The organism is Bradyrhizobium sp. USDA 4011 (genome assembly GCF_054063415.1).
On record NZ_JBSSGG010000001.1, the window covers coordinates 4,201,947 to 4,220,694 of the forward strand.

15 protein-coding genes and 1 pseudogene are annotated in these 18,748 nt (G+C 64.1%); 8 read left to right on the forward strand and 8 right to left on the reverse strand.

What is annotated here, in order from left to right; genetic code table 11:
- The first annotated feature begins 68 nt into the window (after positions 1–68).
- A complete protein-coding gene (gene secB / locus ACVW1C_RS19660; protein ID WP_092121028.1) occupies positions 69–557 on the forward strand; it encodes a protein-export chaperone SecB in 489 nt (162 codons plus the stop codon).
- 103 nt (positions 558–660) lie between these two features.
- Here secB and dnaQ read toward each other — a convergent pair whose 3' ends face one another.
- From dnaQ to ACVW1C_RS19680, 4 genes are read right to left on the reverse strand one after another with little or no spacing between them, the layout of a single operon-like run.
- On the reverse strand, positions 661–1,383 hold the full coding sequence (dnaQ, locus tag ACVW1C_RS19665) for a DNA polymerase III subunit epsilon (protein ID WP_092121030.1): 723 nt from the start codon (positions 1,381–1,383) through the stop codon (positions 661–663).
- A 31-nt stretch (positions 1,384–1,414) separates the two neighbouring features.
- Positions 1,415–2,014, reverse strand: a complete 600-nt coding sequence (coaE, locus tag ACVW1C_RS19670; RefSeq protein WP_456759831.1) for a dephospho-CoA kinase — start codon at positions 2,012–2,014, stop codon at positions 1,415–1,417.
- Positions 2,015–2,050: 36 nt separating this feature from the next.
- Entirely contained in the window at positions 2,051–2,659 is a 609-nt protein-coding gene (locus tag ACVW1C_RS19675; protein WP_456759832.1) for a Maf family protein, read from the reverse strand.
- A 24-nt stretch (positions 2,660–2,683) separates the two neighbouring features.
- Entirely contained in the window at positions 2,684–3,520 is an 837-nt protein-coding gene (locus ACVW1C_RS19680; RefSeq protein WP_173639852.1) for a pyruvate, water dikinase regulatory protein, read from the reverse strand.
- A 449-nt stretch (positions 3,521–3,969) separates the two neighbouring features.
- Between ACVW1C_RS19680 and hemJ the strand changes: the two genes are divergently transcribed.
- The 7 genes and pseudogenes from hemJ to ACVW1C_RS19715 all read left to right on the forward strand — a co-directional run bounded on the left by hemJ (position 3,970) and on the right by ACVW1C_RS19715 (position 12,395).
- Complete coding sequence (gene hemJ, locus ACVW1C_RS19685; protein ID WP_456763121.1) at positions 3,970–4,392, forward strand: protoporphyrinogen oxidase HemJ; 423 nt, start codon at positions 3,970–3,972, stop codon at positions 4,390–4,392.
- 251 nt (positions 4,393–4,643) lie between these two features.
- Positions 4,644–5,909 (forward strand): transcription termination factor Rho, encoded by a 1,266-nt coding sequence (gene rho, locus ACVW1C_RS19690; protein WP_028341998.1) that lies wholly within the window; start codon positions 4,644–4,646, stop codon positions 5,907–5,909.
- Between the two features lie 299 nt (positions 5,910–6,208).
- On the forward strand, positions 6,209–7,534 hold the full coding sequence (mnmE, locus tag ACVW1C_RS19695) for a tRNA uridine-5-carboxymethylaminomethyl(34) synthesis GTPase MnmE (RefSeq protein ID WP_456759833.1): 1,326 nt from the start codon (positions 6,209–6,211) through the stop codon (positions 7,532–7,534).
- 265 nt (positions 7,535–7,799) lie between these two features.
- A complete protein-coding gene (gene mnmG, locus ACVW1C_RS19700) occupies positions 7,800–9,683 on the forward strand; it encodes a tRNA uridine-5-carboxymethylaminomethyl(34) synthesis enzyme MnmG (protein WP_456759834.1) in 1,884 nt (627 codons plus the stop codon).
- Between the two features lie 130 nt (positions 9,684–9,813).
- Complete coding sequence (rsmG, locus tag ACVW1C_RS19705) at positions 9,814–10,479, forward strand: 16S rRNA (guanine(527)-N(7))-methyltransferase RsmG (RefSeq protein WP_456759835.1); 666 nt, start codon at positions 9,814–9,816, stop codon at positions 10,477–10,479.
- A 31-nt stretch (positions 10,480–10,510) separates the two neighbouring features.
- Positions 10,511–11,362: a ParA family protein gene (locus ACVW1C_RS19710; RefSeq protein WP_207834163.1), complete on the forward strand. Its 852-nt coding sequence runs from the start codon at positions 10,511–10,513 to the stop codon at positions 11,360–11,362.
- A gap of 141 nt (positions 11,363–11,503) precedes the next feature.
- Positions 11,504–12,395 (forward strand): annotated as a pseudogene (locus ACVW1C_RS19715) (ParB/RepB/Spo0J family partition protein).
- Between the two features lie 123 nt (positions 12,396–12,518).
- Here the strand turns inward: ACVW1C_RS19715 and holA are convergent.
- The 4 genes from holA to ACVW1C_RS19735 all read right to left on the reverse strand — a co-directional run bounded on the left by holA (position 12,519) and on the right by ACVW1C_RS19735 (position 18,667).
- Entirely contained in the window at positions 12,519–13,550 is a 1,032-nt protein-coding gene (gene holA, locus ACVW1C_RS19720; protein WP_456759836.1) for a DNA polymerase III subunit delta, read from the reverse strand.
- Positions 13,551–13,558: 8 nt separating this feature from the next.
- Complete coding sequence (lptE, locus tag ACVW1C_RS19725; RefSeq protein ID WP_456759837.1) at positions 13,559–14,116, reverse strand: LPS assembly lipoprotein LptE; 558 nt, start codon at positions 14,114–14,116, stop codon at positions 13,559–13,561.
- Positions 14,103–16,727, reverse strand: coding sequence for a leucine--tRNA ligase (leuS, locus tag ACVW1C_RS19730; protein ID WP_456759838.1), 2,625 nt, complete (start codon positions 16,725–16,727; stop codon positions 14,103–14,105). The genes lptE and leuS overlap by 14 nt, the downstream gene beginning before the upstream one ends.
- Before the next feature lie 248 nt (positions 16,728–16,975).
- Positions 16,976–18,667 carry a sensor domain-containing diguanylate cyclase gene (locus ACVW1C_RS19735; RefSeq protein WP_456759839.1) on the reverse strand — a complete coding sequence of 564 codons (1,692 nt, stop codon included), beginning with the start codon at positions 18,665–18,667 and terminating at the stop codon, positions 16,976–16,978.
- Positions 18,668–18,748: the final 81 nt, after the last annotated feature.

The window sequence follows — 18,748 nt, forward strand, 5'->3', positions numbered from 1 at the left end:
GGCATTTCCAAACCTTAACGCGTGCCGTCGGACATCCAGTCCCGAGCGCCGCTCCAGGAGACATTTTCATGACCAATGGCAACGGCGCCCCCGTCGAACAGCCCGCTCCCCAGCTCAACGTGCTGGCGCAGTACACCAAGGACCTCTCGTTCGAGAACCCGAATGCGCCGACCTCGCTCGGCCAGCAGCAACAGCAGCCGGCGATCAACATCCAGATCAACGTCTCCGCCAACAACCTGTCGGAGAACGAGTATGAGGTGATCCTCTCGATCGAGGGCAAGGCCGAGTCGGCCGGCAAGGTGATGTTCAGCTTCGACCTCGCCTATGCCGGCGTCTTCCGGATCGTGAACGTGCCGAAGGAGAACCTTCATCCGCTGGTCATGATCGAGTGCCCGCGGCTGCTGTTCCCGTTCGCGCGCGAGATCGTCGCGACCTCGGTCCGCGACGGCGGCTTCCCGCCCTTGCTGCTCGACCCCGTCGATTTCGTCGGTCTCTACCGTCAGAACATGGAGCGGCAGGCCGCCGCCCAGGCCGCCTCCGGCGTCAAGCCGAGCTGAGCTGGCTGAACTGAATTTCCCGTCATCCTGAGGAGCCCGCTCTTGCGGGCGTCTCCAGCGACAAAGGCGAAGCCTTTGCGCGGGGATGACGGGGATATGGAGATCAAGCCGCCGGTGCTGCAGCGGGCGCTGGCGGCGGCAAATAATCGTTCCAGATCGGCTTGTCGCCGAGCGTCGCGACGAACGCCCGGTGCGCCTCGCGATCCGCGTCGCTGACCCGCGCAACCAGCGCCGTCTCGCGCTGCCGCCGCGGCGTATCGCCGTAGCTTCCGCTGCGCGCATCCGAATTTTCCGACGCCAGGATGAGCTGCGACTGCCGCGCTCCGATTAGATCGATATAGACTTCGGCCAGCAGCTCGGCGTCGAGCAAGGCGCCGTGCTTGGTGCGGCGGGAATTGTCGATCTGGTAGCGCGAGCAGAGATCGTCGAGCCGGTTCGACACGCCGGGATGCTTGCGCCGCGCCAATAGCAGCGTATCGACCAGCCGATCCTTCGGGATAGCCTTCCGCTTGATGCGGTCGAGCTCGGCATTGATGAAGCTGATGTCGAACGATGCGTTGTGGATCACCAGCGGCGTATCGCCGATGAAGGCCAGGAACTCGTCGACCACCTCGTTGAACAGCGGCTTGGAGGCCAGGAATTCAGTCGACAGCCCATGTACGGCGAACGCTTCCGCCGGCATGTCGCGTTCGGGATTGATGTAGACGTGGTAGGTCTGCCCCGTCGGCATGCGGTTGAAGATCTCGACGCAGCCGATCTCGACCAGCCGGTCGCCGCGCAGCGGGTCGAGGCCAGTGGTTTCGGTATCGAGAACGATTTCGCGCATGACGTGAGGGAATCCGGAAAGGCGCGGCGAATCAGGTTCGCCGCTCCGGCATCTTAGCAACCTCGGCCAGAATGTCGCGGATGCGCGCCCGCACCGGATCAAGTCCGTGCGAGGTATCCACGATGAAATCCGCGCGTTTGCGCTTCTCGGCGTCCGGCATCTGCTTGGCGATGATGGCGTCGAGCTTGGCGGCATCCATGGTGCCCCGCGCCAGCACGCGCTCGCGCTGCAGTTCCGGCGAGGTGGTGACGACGACGACCGCATCGACGCGCTTCTCGCCGCCGGTCTCATACAGCAGCGGCACGTCGACGACGACGATCGGCGCGCCGGCGGCTTCCGCGTCGGCAAAGAATTTCTGCCGCGAGGCGCCAAGCATCGGATGCACGATCTGCTCGAGCTGCCGCATCGCCGCCGGGTCGTGCACCACGCGTGCCGACAGTTTTGCGCGGTCGACCTTGCCGTTCGCCGTGGTGCCGGGAAAGGCTGCCTCGATCGCAGGTGCGGCTTCGCCTTCATAGAGCTGATGCACGGCCGCATCGGCATCGTACACCGGCACGCCAGCCTCCATGAAGAGTTTGGCCGTGGTGGATTTTCCCATCCCGATCGAGCCGGTGAGTCCCAAAATCAACATCGGTTCAGCATCTCTCCGTCGCCATGTCCCAGTACCTCACACCGCGAGAAGTTTCTCGCGGCGCAGGAATGCGAGCAGCGACAATAGCGGCAGGCCGAGGATGGTGAAATGGTCGCCTTCGATCCGCTCGAACAGATGCACGCCGAGGCCCTCGAGCTGGTAGGCGCCGACGCTGGTCGTCACCACCTCCCCGGCCTGGTCGAGATAGGCTTCGATCTCGCCGGCGGCGAGCCGCCGCATCGTCATCCGGGCCACGCTCACATCATCGAACAGGACTTTCCCATCGCGCGCGACCGAGACGGCTGAGTGCAGCGCATGCGTCTGTCCGGCGAGCAGGCCGAGCTGCTCGGCAGCCTGGCCACGGCCGGCAGGCTTGCTGAACATCCGCTGCCCTAGCGCCAGCGTCTGGTCGGCGCCGACGACATATTGACCCGGCTTCTGCCTCGATACGAACAGCGCCTTCTCGCGCGCCAGGAGCGAGGCGATCTCGCCCGGAGCCGAAAGGCCGGAATTCTTCTGCACCGCGCGCTCATCGATATCGGCCGGCAGCGCCTCGAATTCGAGGCCGGCGTTCTCGAGCAGCATCCTTCGCGCGCGGCTTTGCGACGCAAGGATCAGCTTCTGCGGGCAGCGCCAGATGCTCATGGCCAGATGCTCATGATTTGGCGGTTACTCCGACGGTCGCGCGCGCTGGCGGTCGTTATAGAGCTTCATGATCGCAGCCGCCGTCTCCTCGATCGAGCGACGCGTCACGTCGAGCAATGCCCAGTTGAATTTCGCGCTCAGGCGCCGTGCAAACGCGACTTCGTCGGCCACCGCCTGCTTGTCGATGTAGGTGTCGTTGTCGCGGTCGCCCATCGTGAGCAGGCGGTTCTGCCGGACCTGGATCAAGCGCTCGGGCGTCGCATGCAGGCTGACCACCAATGGCTTCTTGAGGGTCTCAAGCTGATGCGGCAGCGGAATGCCCGGCACCAGCGGCACATTGGCGGTGCGGATGCCGCGGTTGGCGAGATAGATCGAGGTCGGGGTCTTCGATGTGCGGGACACGCCAACCAGGACGACGTCGGCCTCCTCGAGGCCTTCGACATGCTGACCGTCGTCATGGATCATCGTGTAATTCAGCGCGTCGATCCGGCTGAAGTATTCAGCGTTCAGCACATGCTGCGCACCGACGCGTCCGGTCGTCGCAGCACCCAGATACGCCTCGAACAACTGCATCACCGGCCCGATGATCGACAGGCTCGGCACGTTGATCTGCTTGCACTTGCCCTCGAGCCGACCGACCAGATCCTTCTCAAGCAGCGTGAACAGGACAATGCCCGGCGATTCCTCGATCTCGTCGAGCACGCGATCGAGCTGCTTCTGGCTGCGCACCAAAGGATAGACATGCTCGACCGCGGTCACGTTGGCGTATTGCGCGGCGACCGCGCGCGCCACGGTGATCAGCGTCTCGCCGGTCGAATCAGACACCAGATGCAGGTGGAAATAATTGGAGGTCGTCGGCACCGGGGCCCCTGTCTATCCTGTGAATCCCTGTGGAGGTCGAGGAGAAGAATCCGGGTCCGCCGCCGGGTCCCTGTATATCTCGTCCCCTTCTTCACAGCACCGCCGAAAAGGATAAGTCGACGTCATCGGACCGATGATAGTGAACCGGTGTGGATTTGTCTCTTCATAAGCTGGCCACAGAGGTACGCAACCGATTGAGTTGAGCGACAGATTCCGGTTGTCCGGTCCCGCCGGCCGAAATGTTGAGGGATGTGAACAAGCCCGCAAGAACGGCTGGATTGTTTTGCATGAGTCCAATTCACCGTCACTTAGACTCAAACCTTAGATTCTAAACTTAATTAAGTTTAGGAGAGCCGTGTGAGCGGATATGTATCGGTCCCTCGCAAGCAGGGCTTGGCTCGCAACGCTGAGACCGCCCGAGCTGTTCCCTGAAAGGCATCGCCGCGATGTTGTATGACTGGATCAAGGCCCTACACGTCGTTGCGGTGATCTCCTGGATGGCGGGCATGCTCTATCTGCCGCGGCTGTTCGTCTATCACTGCGAGGCCGAGACAGGCTCGAAGCAGTCCGAGACCTTCAAGCTCATGGAGCGGCGGCTTTTGAAGGCGATCATCAACCCCGCGATGATCGTGACCTGGCTCGCCGGGCTTTACCTGGCCTGGGCCGGACACTGGTACCTATCGGGCTGGTTTCACGTCAAATTTATGCTGGTCCTCATCATGTCGGGTATCCACGGCTTTTTGTCCCGCTGCGTGAAGGATTTCGCCGCCGACCGGAATCAACGCACCAAGAAATTCTATCGCATTATCAACGAGGTGCCGACGCTTCTGATGATCCTGATCGTGATCATGGTGGTCGTGAAGCCGTTCTAGACATCGCGATGCTCAAGACGCATGCTTCAGTCCTTCTTGCGAAGAACGAATCGATTTTCTATATAGGTCTTATCCCACCCCACGCAGGCGGATGTGGTCGCGTTTCGGTTCTTTTCGGGCCGGCGCCGCATCAGGTTTGAAAGCCCAAACGGCACTTTCCTGGCTGAGACCTGCGGACCTTCCTTTGGCGTCCGCTTTTTCCAAGCCACCTCGCACCCCTTCCCTACTTACTTCCTCACAGGACGACCCCGATGCGGGAAATCAAACTCCAGGACCTCAAATCGAAAACGCCGGCCGAGCTCGTCTCGTTTGCGGAAGAGAACGGGGTCGAGAATGCCAGCACCATGCGCAAGCAGGAGCTGATGTTCGCAATTCTCAAAAACCTCGCCGCCGCCGAGACCGACATTGTCGGCGAGGGCGTCGTGGAGGTGCTGTCCGACGGATTCGGCTTCCTTCGTTCGCCCGATGCGAACTACCTGCCTGGTCCCGACGATATCTACGTTTCGCCCTCGCAGATCCGCCGCTTCGGCCTGCGCACAGGCGACACCATCGAAGGGCACATCCGCAGCCCGAAGGAAGGCGAACGCTACTTCGCGCTGCTGAAGGTCAATACGCTCAATTTCGAGGATCCCGAGAAGGCCAAGCACAAGGTCAATTTCGACAACCTCACGCCGTTGTTTCCCAATCAGCGGTTCCGTATGGAGCTTGAGGATTCCACCAAGAAGGATCTCTCTGCCCGCGTGATCGATATCGTCGCGCCGATCGGCAAGGGCCAGCGCGCGCTGATCGTGGCGCCGCCGCGCACCGGCAAGACGGTGCTGATGCAGAACATCGCGCACTCCATCACCGCCAATCATCCCGACTGCTATCTGATCGTGCTTCTGATCGACGAGCGTCCGGAAGAAGTCACGGACATGCAGCGCTCGGTGAAGGGCGAGGTGGTGTCGTCGACCTTCGACGAGCCCGCCGTGCGTCACGTCCAGGTCGCCGAGATGGTGATCGAGAAGGCCAAGCGTCTCGTCGAGCACGGCCGCGACGTCGTGATCCTGCTCGATTCGATCACGCGCCTCGGCCGTGCCTACAACACCGTGGTGCCGTCATCCGGCAAGGTGCTGACCGGCGGTGTCGACGCCAACGCCCTGCAGCGCCCGAAGCGCTTCTTCGGTGCCGCGCGCAACATCGAGGAGGGCGGTTCGCTGACCATCATCGCGACCGCGCTGGTCGATACCGGCAGCCGTATGGACGAAGTCATCTTCGAAGAGTTCAAGGGTACCGGTAACTCCGAACTGATCCTCGATCGCAAGGTTTCGGACAAGCGGACCTTCCCGGCGATCGATATTGCCCGCTCCGGCACCCGTAAGGAGGAGCTCATCACCGATCCGCAGGTGCTGAAGAAGATGTACGTCCTGCGCCGCATCCTCAATCCGATGGGCACCATGGACGCGATCGACTTCCTGCTCGACAAGCTTCGGAACACGAAGAGCAACTCGGAATTCTTCGATTCCATGAACACGTGAGGCCACGGCCGAACTGAATACGGCGCTCCGCACAAACGGGGCGCCTTTTTCATGCTGCGGATTTGCTGCAGCAGGCGCAGCATGAATAGAGCTGGTTCGGCTCACCGAATGTTCACATAACCTTCTGATATAATTTATCTTTATAGCGTAGAGATTATGGTCAGGTCGGCGGTCGTGCAGCAAAATTGCAGCGCGCTGGGCCGCAACGAGCTGGGTTATGTTGCATTGCAACACATTGCGGTATGGCGCGCGAAATGGATGCGGCATTGCCTTTGCCGATTTGCTGGAAGAAATAGGCGATGCATCCGCGCGACCAGACCATCTTCGCATTGTCCTCCGGGCGACCGCCGAGTGCGATTGCCGTTGTCAGATTGTCTGGCCCAATGGCCGAGTCGGTCATTGCAGCACTGGCGGGCAAGACCCCGGTGCCGCGAATGGCGACCCGCGCGTTGCTCCGCGATTCGAATCATCAGCCGATCGATGATGCAGTCGTGTTGTGGTTCCCGGGACCGGCCAGTGCGACCGGCGAGGACGTGGCCGAATTTCATGTCCATGGCGGACGTGCGGTGTTGGCGGCGCTGTTCGATGCCATCGCGGCGTTCGAGAATGTGCGGCCGGCCGAGCCCGGCGAGTTCACCCGGCGGGCGTTCGAGAACGGCAAGCTCGACCTGACCGAGGCCGAGGGCCTCGACGATCTGATCCATGCCGATACTGACCGGCAACGGCGCCAGGCGCTGCGCCAGCTCAAAGGGTTGCTCGGCGATCGCGCGCGCGATTGGCGCGAGCGGATCATCGCGGCATCTGCGCTGATCGAGGCCGGCATCGATTTCTCCGATGAAGGCGATGTCCCGGCGGAGCTGATCGCGCCGGCGCTTGAGAAGATTCGGACGCTGCATGATGAGATCAAGCAAGTCCTAGCCGGGCAGGGCCAAAGCGAGCGGCTGCGCGACGGCCTGGTGGTCGCGATCGCAGGTCCGCCGAATGTCGGTAAATCGACGTTGATCAATCAGCTTGCTAAGCGCGAGGTCGCGATCGTCTCGCCACATGCCGGCACCACGCGCGACGTAATCGAAGTGCAGCTCGATCTCGACGGCTATCCCGTCACGGTCATCGACACCGCCGGGATCCGCGAGACCGACGACCCGGTAGAGCAGGAGGGCGTCCGCCGCGCCCGGGCCCGCGCTGCGGAAGCCGATCTCGTGCTGTGGCTGGCCGACAGCCGCGGCGCCAAGGTGGGGCATGGCGGAACGACGCTAACCTGGCTGGTGCGAAACAAGATCGACCTCGTCAGGGTCCCGTCGGGTGACGGGGGCAGTTACCCCGAGTTCAGGATCTCGGCGGCCCGCGGCGACGGCCTCTCCGAACTGATCGCCGCATTGGTCGGTTTCGCTCACGACTATTTCGCGACCAGCGAGGGCGGTCTGATCAGCCGGACGCGGCAGCGCGGATTGCTGGAGGAGACCGTCGAATCTCTTCGGCGCAGCATCGATGTAGTTGGGCAGGGCGAGGAACTTGCCGCCGAGGAACTTCGCAAGGCCGCTTATTCGCTCGGACGTTTGCTCGGTCGGGTGGATGTCGAGGACATCCTCGACGTCATCTTCCGCGAGTTCTGCGTCGGGAAGTAGCGGGCGCCCGTCTGTTTCACGTGAAACATGGTTTCGATCTGGTTAAGGACAGCTCCTCCCGTTTCACGTGAGACAATTGTCGCGGCATGACTGGACCTGTTTCACGTGAAACAGCTTCGCTCCCGTCATTACGAACGAAGCGGCTTATCCGCCAAAGGCTAGGCGAAGGCGGAAGCAATCCATATCTCGACCCAGGATTGGTTCTCGGACTCAGGGCCCAACTTCGTTCTTCCGGCTTTCATCACTCCGCGATAGAAGTCCCGCCATGATCTCACGGGCAAACACATTTGACGTCATCGTCATCGGCGGCGGTCATGCCGGCTGCGAGGCCGCGAGTGCGGCTGCCCGGATGGGTGCGAAGACAGCCCTGGTGACCCATCGTTTCGCGACGATCGGCGCGATGTCCTGCAATCCCGCCATCGGCGGCCTCGGCAAGGGCCATCTGGTCCGCGAAGTCGACGCGCTGGACGGTTTGATGGGCCGGGTCGCCGACGCCGGCGGCATTCAGTTCCGCATGCTCAATCGCCGGAAGGGTCCGGCGGTGCGCGGGCCCCGGGCCCAGGCCGACCGCAAGCTCTATGCAGCCGCGATGCAGGCGGCGATCACTGAGACTGCGAACCTGACCGTCATCGAAGGCGAGGCGGATGAGCTGATTGTCGTTGATAAGCGCGTGACCGGCATTCGCCTCGGTGACGGCCGTCAGCTTTCAGCGGGTGCCGTTGTCATCACGACCGGCACCTTCCTGCGCGGTCTGATTCATCTCGGCGAGAACAACTGGCCGGCCGGCCGGGTCGGCGAGGCGCCGGCGATGGGTCTGTCTGCCTCGTTCGAACGGGCCGGTTTTGTGCTCGGTCGGCTCAAGACCGGGACGCCGCCGCGTCTCGACGGCACCACGATCGACTGGTCCGCGGTCGAAATGCAGCCCGGAGACGAGCCTCCGGAGCCGTTCTCGGTCATGACGGACCGGATCACGACCCCGCAGATCCAGTGCGGGATCACCCGGACCACACCGGCGACCCATGAGGTGATCCGGGCCAATGTGCACCGCTCGCCGATGTATTCCGGCCAGATCAAGAGCTCCGGACCCCGCTATTGCCCCTCGATCGAGGACAAGATCGTCCGCTTTGGCGATCGCGACGGCCATCAGATCTTCCTGGAGCCGGAAGGGCTCGACGACACCACGGTCTATCCCAACGGCATCTCGACCTCGCTACCCGAAGAGGTTCAGCTCGCGATCCTCGCCAGCATCCCCGGGCTCGAGCAGGTGAAGATGGTCCGTCCGGGCTATGCGATCGAATACGACCACGTGGATCCCCGTGAGCTCGATCCAACCCTACAGACCAAGCGCCTGCGCGGGCTTTTCCTGGCTGGTCAGATCAATGGCACCACGGGATACGAAGAAGCCGCGGGGCAGGGCATCGTTGCCGGGCTCAATGCCGCGCTGGCCGCCAGCGGGACCGATCCGATCGTGTTCGACCGCGCCGACGGCTATCTCGGGGTGATGATCGATGACCTCGTGACCCGCGGGATCACCGAACCCTATCGCATGTTCACCTCGCGGGCCGAATACCGGCTGACGCTGCGGGCGGACAATGCCGATCAGCGGCTGACCGACAAGGGCAACGCGCTTGGATGCGTCGGTACGGCTCGCGCAGAGCGCCATCACACCAAGATGGCGGCCCTAGGCGCGGCCAAGGCGTTGGCGAAGTCGCTTGCGATTACGCCGAATGAGGCCGCCAAGCATGGGCTGGCGCTCAATCGCGACGGTCATCGTCGGTCTGCCTTTGAACTGCTGGCCTATCCGGAGATCGAGTGGCCTGCAGTCCAGGCGATCTGGCCGGAGCTGTCGGCCATTGACCCTGTGATCGCGGTGCATATCGAGATCGATGCCAAATACGATGTCTATCTGAAGCGCCAGACCGCCGACGTTGACGCCTTCCGGCGTGACGAGGGCCTCGTCCTGACCGATGTCGACTATGCCGACGTGCCGGGTCTCTCGAATGAGGCACGCGTCAAGCTGCAGAAGGCGCAGCCGCGGACGGTCGGGCAGGCGGGCCGGATTGACGGCATGACGCCGGCGGCGCTGGGTATCCTGGCGGCCTATCTGCGGCGCGAGGCACGACGGAAATCGGCCAAGGCGATCGCCTGACGTTTCACGTGAAACAGGAGGGGTGAGCGCCTATCTTTTGTGAAGGCGAATTGACCCGAATCGACCCAGGTGCCGTTCGTCGGCGTCGCCACCGGCTTTCACCACGTCAGACAAACGGCCTGCACCAAGAATGGCTTCAGCCCCGCAATCCGCCGAACTCAGCGTCTGCGCCAAGGACAGGGCCGCAGCGCTCGCACTCACGCCTGTTTCACGTGAAACAGAGGTGCGGCTCGATCGCTACGTCGCCCTCCTTCTGGAGTGGCAGGCCAAGACCAATCTCGTCGCGCCCTCCACGCTTGCGAATCTCTGGACGCGGCATGTCTCCGATTCACTGCAGCTTCTGAGCCTCGCACCCTCAGCAAAATCCTGGGTCGATCTCGGCAGCGGCGGGGGCTTTCCCGGCGTCGTGCTCGCGTGTGCGTTGGCCGAGACACCCGGCGCACGGATCCATCTGGTTGAACGAATCGCCAAGAAGGCCGCATTCTTGCGCGAGGCAATACGGGTCACGGCATCACCGGGAACGGTGCATCTGGCTGATATCGGGGATACTGTGGATAGAATCGCAGGTCCCATCGATTGCGTCACCGCGCGGGCGCTGGCTCCGTTACATCAACTCATCGGCTTTGCGGAGCCGTGGGTCAAAAAGGGCGCCAAGGCGCTGTTTTTGAAGGGTCAAGATGTAGAGGCCGAATTGACCGAGGCCACTAAATATTGGAATATTGAGCCAAAGCTACACTCCAGCCGGACCGGCGGACAGGGCTGGATCGTCGAACTCGGGTCAATCGAGCGGCGCTAGGGGACTCCGCAAGAGCAAATGGTATTTTGGTATGACTGTGATGGACGAGGTTTATCAAGAGGATAAGGCGTCCCAGCCGCCTGGCCATCCGCGGATCCTGTCGCTCGCCAACCAGAAGGGCGGCGTCGGCAAGACCACCACAGCGATCAATCTTGGCACCGCACTCGCTGCGATTGGCGAGCGTGTGCTGATCGTCGATCTCGATCCGCAGGGCAACGCCTCCACCGGCCTCGGCATCGATCGTCGCAACCGCAGCTGCTCGACCTACGATGTGCTGATCGGCGAAGCGCCGCTGCGCGATGCCGTGGTCGCCACGGCCGTGCCGCGGCTGCACATCGCCGCCTCCACCATGGATCTGTCCGGCCTCGAGCTCGAGCTCGGCACCACGCCAGGCCGTGCGTTCCGGCTGCGCGATGCGATCGCCGGGCTGAACAACAATGTCTCGCCGGACTCCGATTACACCTACGTGCTGATCGACTGCCCGCCCTCGCTCAATTTGCTCACCGTCAATGCGATGGCAGCGTCGGATGCGATCCTGGTGCCGCTGCAGTGCGAGTTCTTCGCGCTCGAAGGTCTGTCGCAATTGCTGCAGACCGTGGAGCAGGTGCGCTCGACGCTCAATCCGACCCTGTCGATCCACGGCATCGTGCTGACGATGTTCGACTCCCGCAACAACCTCTCCAACCAGGTGGTTGCCGACGTGCGCCAGTTCATGGGCAACAAGGTGTACGACACCATGATCCCGCGCAACGTGCGCATCTCGGAAGCGCCGTCCTACGGCAAGCCGGTCTTGGTCTACGACCTCAAATGCGCCGGCAGCGATGCGTATCTCAAGCTCGCCACCGAAGTGATCCAGCGCGAGCGCGAGCTGCGCGCGCACTGACGATGCCGATGATGGGCGCAGTGAAGCGAACCCCATCCTGGCACGCAACGAGAGCGATGGGTTTCGCGGCGCGCCGCCCATCCGACGATTCTGAAATTCAAGTCTGGAGTACTGCGTGTGAATCCAAGGGAGCTCGCAACAATGGCCGATGAAGCGCGTTCGCGACTGGGGCGCGGGCTGGCAAGCCTGATCGGAGATGTCGGCGGCGAGGCGGCCGCGCATGTCGAGCGGCCGCGCACGCAGCGCAAGGTGCCGATCGAATTCCTCAAGGCCAACCCGCGCAATCCGCGGCGCAGCTTCGCCGACACCGAGCTCGGCGAGCTCGCGGATTCGATCAAGGCGCGCGGCGTGATCCAGCCGATCGTGGTGCGCGCCATCAAGGGCGTGCAGGACCGCTACGAGATCATCGGCCGGCGAACGCCGCTGGCGCGCCTCGCAACTCGCCGGCCTGCACGAAGTGCCGATCGTGCCGGTCGAGGTCTCTGATTCCGACGCGCTCGAGATCATGATCATCGAGAACGTCCAGCGCGAAGACCTCAACGCGATGGAAGAGGCGCTGGGCTATCACGCGCTCGCCGACGAGTTCAAACGCAGCCAGGAAGACATCGCCAAGATCGTCGGCAAGAGCCGCAGCCATGTCGCCAACATGATGCGGCTGACCAAGCTCCCCGCCGAGGTGCAGGCGCTGATCTCGAAGGGCGATCTCTCCGCCGGCCACGCCCGCGCGCTGATCGGCGTGCCCGATCCGCTCACCGCTGCGAAGCGCATCGTCGCCGAGGGCCTCAACGTCCGCCAGGCCGAGGCGCTGGCGCATGAGGAGGGCGTGCCGGAGCGCAAGCCGCAGAAGCCGCGCAGTGGCAGCGCGACCAAGATCGACAAGGACGCCGACACGCTGGCGCTGGAGAAGCGCGTCAGCGATGCGCTCGGCCTTGCCGTCACCGTCAGCCACCGCGATCCTGGCGGCACCGTCCAGATCAGCTACCGTAACCTCGAGCAGCTCGACGAGGTGGTGCGGCGGCTGGAGGGCGGCTAACCCGCCGACATCCGTCTCCGTCATTGCGAGGAGCGATAGCGACGAAGCAATCCATCTTTCCGAGCATGCGGGAAGATGGATTGCTTCGCTTCGCTCGCAATGACGTCACTCCAATATCGTGCCTCACCCCCGCCGCTTCGCATTCGCCGCGATCGACAGCAGCGCGCGCTGCGCGATGACGGCGGCGAGCGCGGCCTGCTTGCGCATGTCGAGCGCCGCGGTCGCGAGCTGGTCAATCACGTTCACCAGCCGCGGCGGCGTGAAATTGCGCAGTGCGATCTCGACCGCCGCTTTGCGCGAGAAATGCAGCCGCGGGAATCCGCCCTCGAGCACGGCTGACGCCGGCGTGCCGTCCGCGATCGCGAGCGCCGATTTATGCAGCCACGCCGCCTGGCGCTGCGCGGCCGAGATGATCACGCCGGGATAGGTGCCGGCGACCATTGCCTTGGTGAACTCGCTCTCCACCAGCGCGGCGTTGCCGGCGAAGGCGCCGTCGACGATCGGATCTAGCTTCAGCTCGGAGGCGTCGGAGACCACGGTCATCACGTCGTCGAGCGTGATCTCATCCTTGCCGTGCGCGAACAGCGTGAGCTTGCGCAGCTCGTTGCGCGAGGCCATGCGGTCGCCGCCGAGCAGCGACATCAGCACCGCGCGCGCATCTTGCGCGAGCCGCAGGTCGGAGACGCGCAGCTCGTCCTCGATCAGCTTCGCCAGATCGCGTTCGGTGTCGGGATAGCAGCCGATCGCCACCGCAGTCTTGGCGCGCTCGCAGATCTTGCGCAGCGGCGATTCCGGCCTGAGCTCGCCGGCCTCGATCACGATGCGGCAATCCTTGAGCGCGGTGGTCTCGGTCAGCGTCTCGACGCCGCTCGAGAAATTGCGCGAGCCGGCGCGGACGCGGATGGCGCGGCGGCCGCCGAACAGCGGCACCGTCATGGCTTCATCGACCAGCCGTGACGGTTCGGCGGCGAGCTCGTCGCCATCGAGCCGCACCAGCGAGAACGGATCGTTGGGATCGTCGACGGCGGAGGCCATCAGCGCGTCGGCGCGCTCGCGCACCAGGCCGAGGTCCGGGCCGTAAAGCAGGATGATCGGACGGCCCGCATCAGGCCGGGCGAGGAAGCTGTCGATCTCTTTTCCGCGAAGCGCGACCAATGCGGCGATCAGGTCCCGGCTGAGAAGAACGAGGCGAGGCGGGTCTGGATGTTGTCGGCGATCTCCTGCGCGGCGCGGTCCTCGGCGTCGCGGAGGGCGCGGGTACGGGCGAAGCGCTGGTAGGAGCCCGGCATGTCGTAGGATACGCGCGAGAACGTGGTGCCGGTCATGACCGACTTGTTCGAGGCGATCTCGACCAGGTTGAACTGGGCGTCGATGCCGTAATTCTCGCTGCTCGGCAGCGCGGTGGTCGGATCGATCATCAGCGAGGAGCGGCTGGTGGTGAAGCGCAGCACCAGCCGGTGCGTCGGCGGCGCGCCGGTGGCGGTGCCGTAGAGCTTGAAGGCGAGGGCGTTGCGGACCTCGACGCCGACCCGGGCCTCGCGGGACGCGTTCGCCTTGTCGACCGGGGGAACCTCGACGCCCATCAGCTTTTCACGCAAGGCGGATGACTGACCGTCGAGGGTGCGCTCGGCATACATCGGCTGGAAGCAACCAGCCGTCAGCGCGGCCAAGGCTGCCACGGCCACGAGCCGGGCGGCGATCCTGATCCTAGCCGACAACATTGACGATCCTCATGGGCACCACGATCACCTTGCGGACGGGTTTGCCGCCCAGTGCGGCTTTTACCGCATCGAGCGCCAAAACGGCAGCCTCTATATCCGCATTTTGCGCCGCCCGTGGCACGGTAACATCACCTCGTTTTTTACCGTTGACCTGGACGACCAGGGTCACGCTGTCTTCGACCAGCAAATCGCGTTCGATTTGCGGCCAATCGGCCTCGGAAACCAGCCCGGACTGGCCCAGAACCACCCAGCACTCCTCGGCCAGATGCGGCATCATCGGCGAGAACAGCTGGACCAGGATGGTCGCGGCTTCCTTGACCGCCCAGGCCACGTCCGGCGCCGGCTTGTCGCCTTTCGCCAGCACCTCGGACAGCGCATTGGCGAATTCGCGGATATGGGCGAGGCAGACGTTGAAATGCAGCCGCTCGATCCCGGACGACACCTTGTCGAGCGCGCCGTGGGCGGCCTTGCGCAACGCCAGCGCCTCGGGCCCAAAGGTGCCCGGCCGGCCCGCCGGCGCCGCTTTGGCGATCTCGGCCGATTCGTTCACCAGCCGCCACAGCCGCTGCACGAAACGCGAGGCGCCCTGTACGCGTTCGTCGCTCCAGATCACGTCGCGATCCGGCGGCGAGTCCGACAGCATGAACCAGCGCGCGACGTCGGCGCCGTAGCTTGCGATGATGTCGTCGGGGTCGACGGTGTTCTTCTTCGACTTCGACATCTTCTCGATCGGGCCGATTGCGATGTCCTCGCCGGTCGCCATCAGCACCGCGCGGCGGCCGTTGCCGCCGACCTCGATCTTCACCTCGGCCGGTGTGACCCAGCTGCCGTCGGCCTTCTGGTAGGTCTCGTGCACCACCATGCCCTGGGTGAACATGCCGGCGAACGGCTCACTCATGTCGATGTGGCCGGTGGCCTTCATCGCGCGGGTGAAGAAGCGGCTGTAGAGCAGATGCAGGATCGCGTGCTCGACGCCGCCGATATACTGGTCGACCGGCATCATCCGGTTGGCGACCGCGGGCGTGGTCGGCGCGGTCGCGTTCCAGGGATCGGTGAAGCGCGCGAAATACCACGACGAGTCCACGAAGGTGTCCATCGTGTCGGTCTCGCGCACGGCCTTGCCGCCGCATTTCGGGCAAGTGACGTGCTTCCAGGTCGGATGATGGTCGAGCGCGTTGCCCGGTCTGTCGAAGCTGACATCCTCCGGCAGCGTCACCGGCAACTGGTCGTCTGGCACCGGCACCACGTCGCACTTGGGACAGTGGATCACCGGGATCGGGCAGCCCCAATAGCGCTGGCGCGAAATGCCCCAGTCACGCAGCCGGAAATTCACCTGCCGCTCGCCGACCGGCGCGTTCCCGCACAGCTCGCTCTCCAGTCGCTTGGCAACTTCTTCCTTGGCCTCGTCGATCGTCATGCCGTCGAGGAAGCGGGAATTGATCATGCGGCCGTCACCGTCATAGGCGGTGTCGGTGATGAAAAACGTCTTCGGGTCCTGGCCCTCGGGGCAGACCACCGGCACGTTGCCGAGGCCGTATTTGTTGACGAAGTCGAGGTCGCGCTGGTCGTGCGCCGGGCAGCCGAAGATCGCGCCGGTGCCGTATTCCATCAGTACGAAGTTCGCGACATAGACCGGCAGCTTCCAGCTCGGATCGAACGGATGCACTGCCTTGATGCCGGTGTCGAAACCCTGCTTCTCGGCGGTATCGATGATCGACTGCGCGGTGCCGATCTTCTTGATGTCGGCGATGAACTCGGCGAGCTTCGGGTTCTTCGCGGCCGCCGCCTGCGCCAGCGGATGGTCCGCCGAGATCGCCATGAATTTTGCGCCGAACAGCGTGTCCGGCCGCGTCGTGAAGATCTTCAGCTCGCTCTCGCCGGCCGGCGTCGTCGCCGGATCCAGCGCGAAGCGGATCAACAGGCCGTCGGAACGGCCGATCCAGTTGCGCTGCATCAGCCGCACCTTGTCGGGCCAGCGGTCCAGACCGTCCAGCGCCTCCAAGAGCTCCTGCGAGTACTTCGTGATCTTGAAGACCCACTGGCTCATCTCACGCTGCTCGACGATGGCGCCCGAGCGCCAGCCGCGGCCGTCGATCACCTGCTCGTTGGCGAGCACGGTCATGTCGACCGGGTCCCAGTTCAGCTTGCGCTTCTCGCGCTCGGCGAGGCCGGCGCGCAGCATGTCCAGAAACATCTTCTGCTGATGCTTGTAGTAGCTGGGGTCGCAGGTCGCGAATTCCCGGCTCCAGTCGAGCGACAGCCCGATCGACTTGAGCTGCTTCTTCATCGCGGCGATGTTGTCGTAGGTCCAGGCCTTCGGCGCCACCTTGCGCTCGATCGCGGCATTCTCCGCCGGCAGGCCGAACGCATCCCAGCCCATCGGGTGCAGCACGTTGAAGCCCTTGGCGCGCATGAAGCGGGCCAGCACGTCGCCGAGCGTGTAGTTGCGGACATGGCCGATATGGATGCGCCCCGACGGGTACGGGAACATCTCGAGCACGTAGTATTTCGGCCGCGGATCGTCGTTCTTGGAGGCGAAGATCGCCTTTTCGTCCCAGGTGGCTTGCCAGCGGGGCTCGGATTCACGGGCGTTGTAGCGTTCGGCGGTCATGAAATCGCAGGGATTCTGGGTGGCTTTGGGTGATTTTTCGGGTCCCATCCGGGGACGGCGGACTAGGCCATAAAATCGCCCATGGGGTCAACGGCTTGGGGGCTCCAAACGCCCGATCCGGTCGCGCAGCCGCCCTGCCGCTGTCGCAGGGGGCGCCGCCCTCAACCTTCCCCGTCGTCCTGGTGAAAGCCAGGACGACAATGTGTGGCGCCGCCGGTGGTCATGGTTCCGCATTCTCGCGACGCCGCTCAGCTCGCCAGCGCCATCCCGGCTTCATCCAGCGTCTGCAAGAAGCCGTGCTCGATCACGGCGTTGCGGCCACGGCGTTTGGCGGCGTAGAGGGCGGCATCGGCCGCTTCGATCAGGTCGCCGGGGCGCTGGGTCTCGTTCGGCTTTGTGGTGGCGACGCCGACGCTGACGGTGACGACGCAATGGCTTGAGGGCGCGTGCGGCACGGCGAGCCCGAGCACTGCCGTGCGCACTGTCTCGCCGATCGCGAGCGCGTGCGCGGCGTCGGTGTTCGGCAGCAACAGACAGAATTCCTCGCCGCCGTAGCGGCCGGCGAAGCCCATGGTGTCGGCGGCGATCCCGGCCAGCGTCTCGCCGATCCGGGTCAGGCAGACGTCGCCTTCGGGGTGGCCGTAGGTGTCGTTGTAGAGCTTGAAGTGATCGACATCGATCATCATCAGCGACAGCTCGCATTCATACTGCTGCGCCCGCATCCACTCGAAATCGAGCCGGCTCTGGAAGCCGCGGCGGTTGGCAAGGCCGGACAGCGCATCGATCGAGGCCATCACGGTGAGACGATCGTTGGAGGCGACGAGTTCGCGCTCGCGCTGGCTGAGCTGCGCCGCCATCGCGTTGAAGGCGCGCGCCAGCGGCACGAATTCCGACGGCAGTCTGTGCTTGGCGACGCGCGCCGACCAGTCGCCCTCGCCGAACCGGCGCGCCATGCTGGTCATCAGCTCGATCGGATGGATGACCAGCCGCTCCGCGCCGACCAGGGCGCCGAGCAGCACAAACAGGCAGACGAAGCCGAGCTGCAGATAGGCGGTGCGGATCTCGCGGCTGATCGCCGCCGTCACCTTGGCTTCATCCATGCTCACGATCAGGCGCGATTGCGTTCCAGCGATGCGGGCGAAGCTCACCGTGCGCTGCGCGCCGTCGGACGCCGTGAACGACACCGAGCCTGACGGTTCGTCGTAGCTCAGCGCCTTCTCCGCGATCGCCGACATCAAGGGGATGGTGTCGAGCGAGCGGCCGATCAGGCTCGCATGATCCGCGGGGGCTGCGACCACGACGCCGGTCGAGTCGACCAGCACGGCCGACATGCCGGGCTGGCCGCCGAGATTGGCCATGATCTGCGACAGCCAGTCGATGTTGATGCCGGCGACCACGACGGAATCGAGCTCCGGATTGATCGCGGCCACCGGATAGGCCGCCATCATCATCGGACGGCCGTTGGTCTTGCCGCGCAGATAGTCGCTGAACACGAAGCCGCGATTCTCCTGCGCCTTCTTGAAATATTCGCGGTCGCCGAGATCGAGCCCGACCTGCATGTTGAGGGTGGAGCACTGCACCACGCCGTCCCTGGAGACGAACATGATGCTGCGGATCCAGGGCAGGATCGTCGGCAGGCTGGCGCGCAGCACCTCGCAGCTCTGCCCAATGCCGCTGGAGGCGCGGATATAGGCGGCGGATTTCAGCATGGTCTCGACCGAGGAGACCACCTCGCGCTGGGTTTCGGCGGCATGCGCGGTGAGGCTGGCATAGCCTGCCGCGGCCTGGGCGATCTGCTTGCTGCGGGAATCTTCCAGCGTGCGGATGCGATCGAGCATCAAGGGCGCGACCAGCATCAGCGCAAGCAAGGCGAGCCGGGCGCGAATGCCCAGAACCTTCTTGAGTCTGACCCGGTTGCGGTTGAAAGTGACGCCCGACATTCTGGTCCCTTGCCCGGGCGCAAGGTAGAGTGAAGGGCTTCAAAAAGCCTTTCCCGAATTTGGTAAAATTCGAGCCAACCC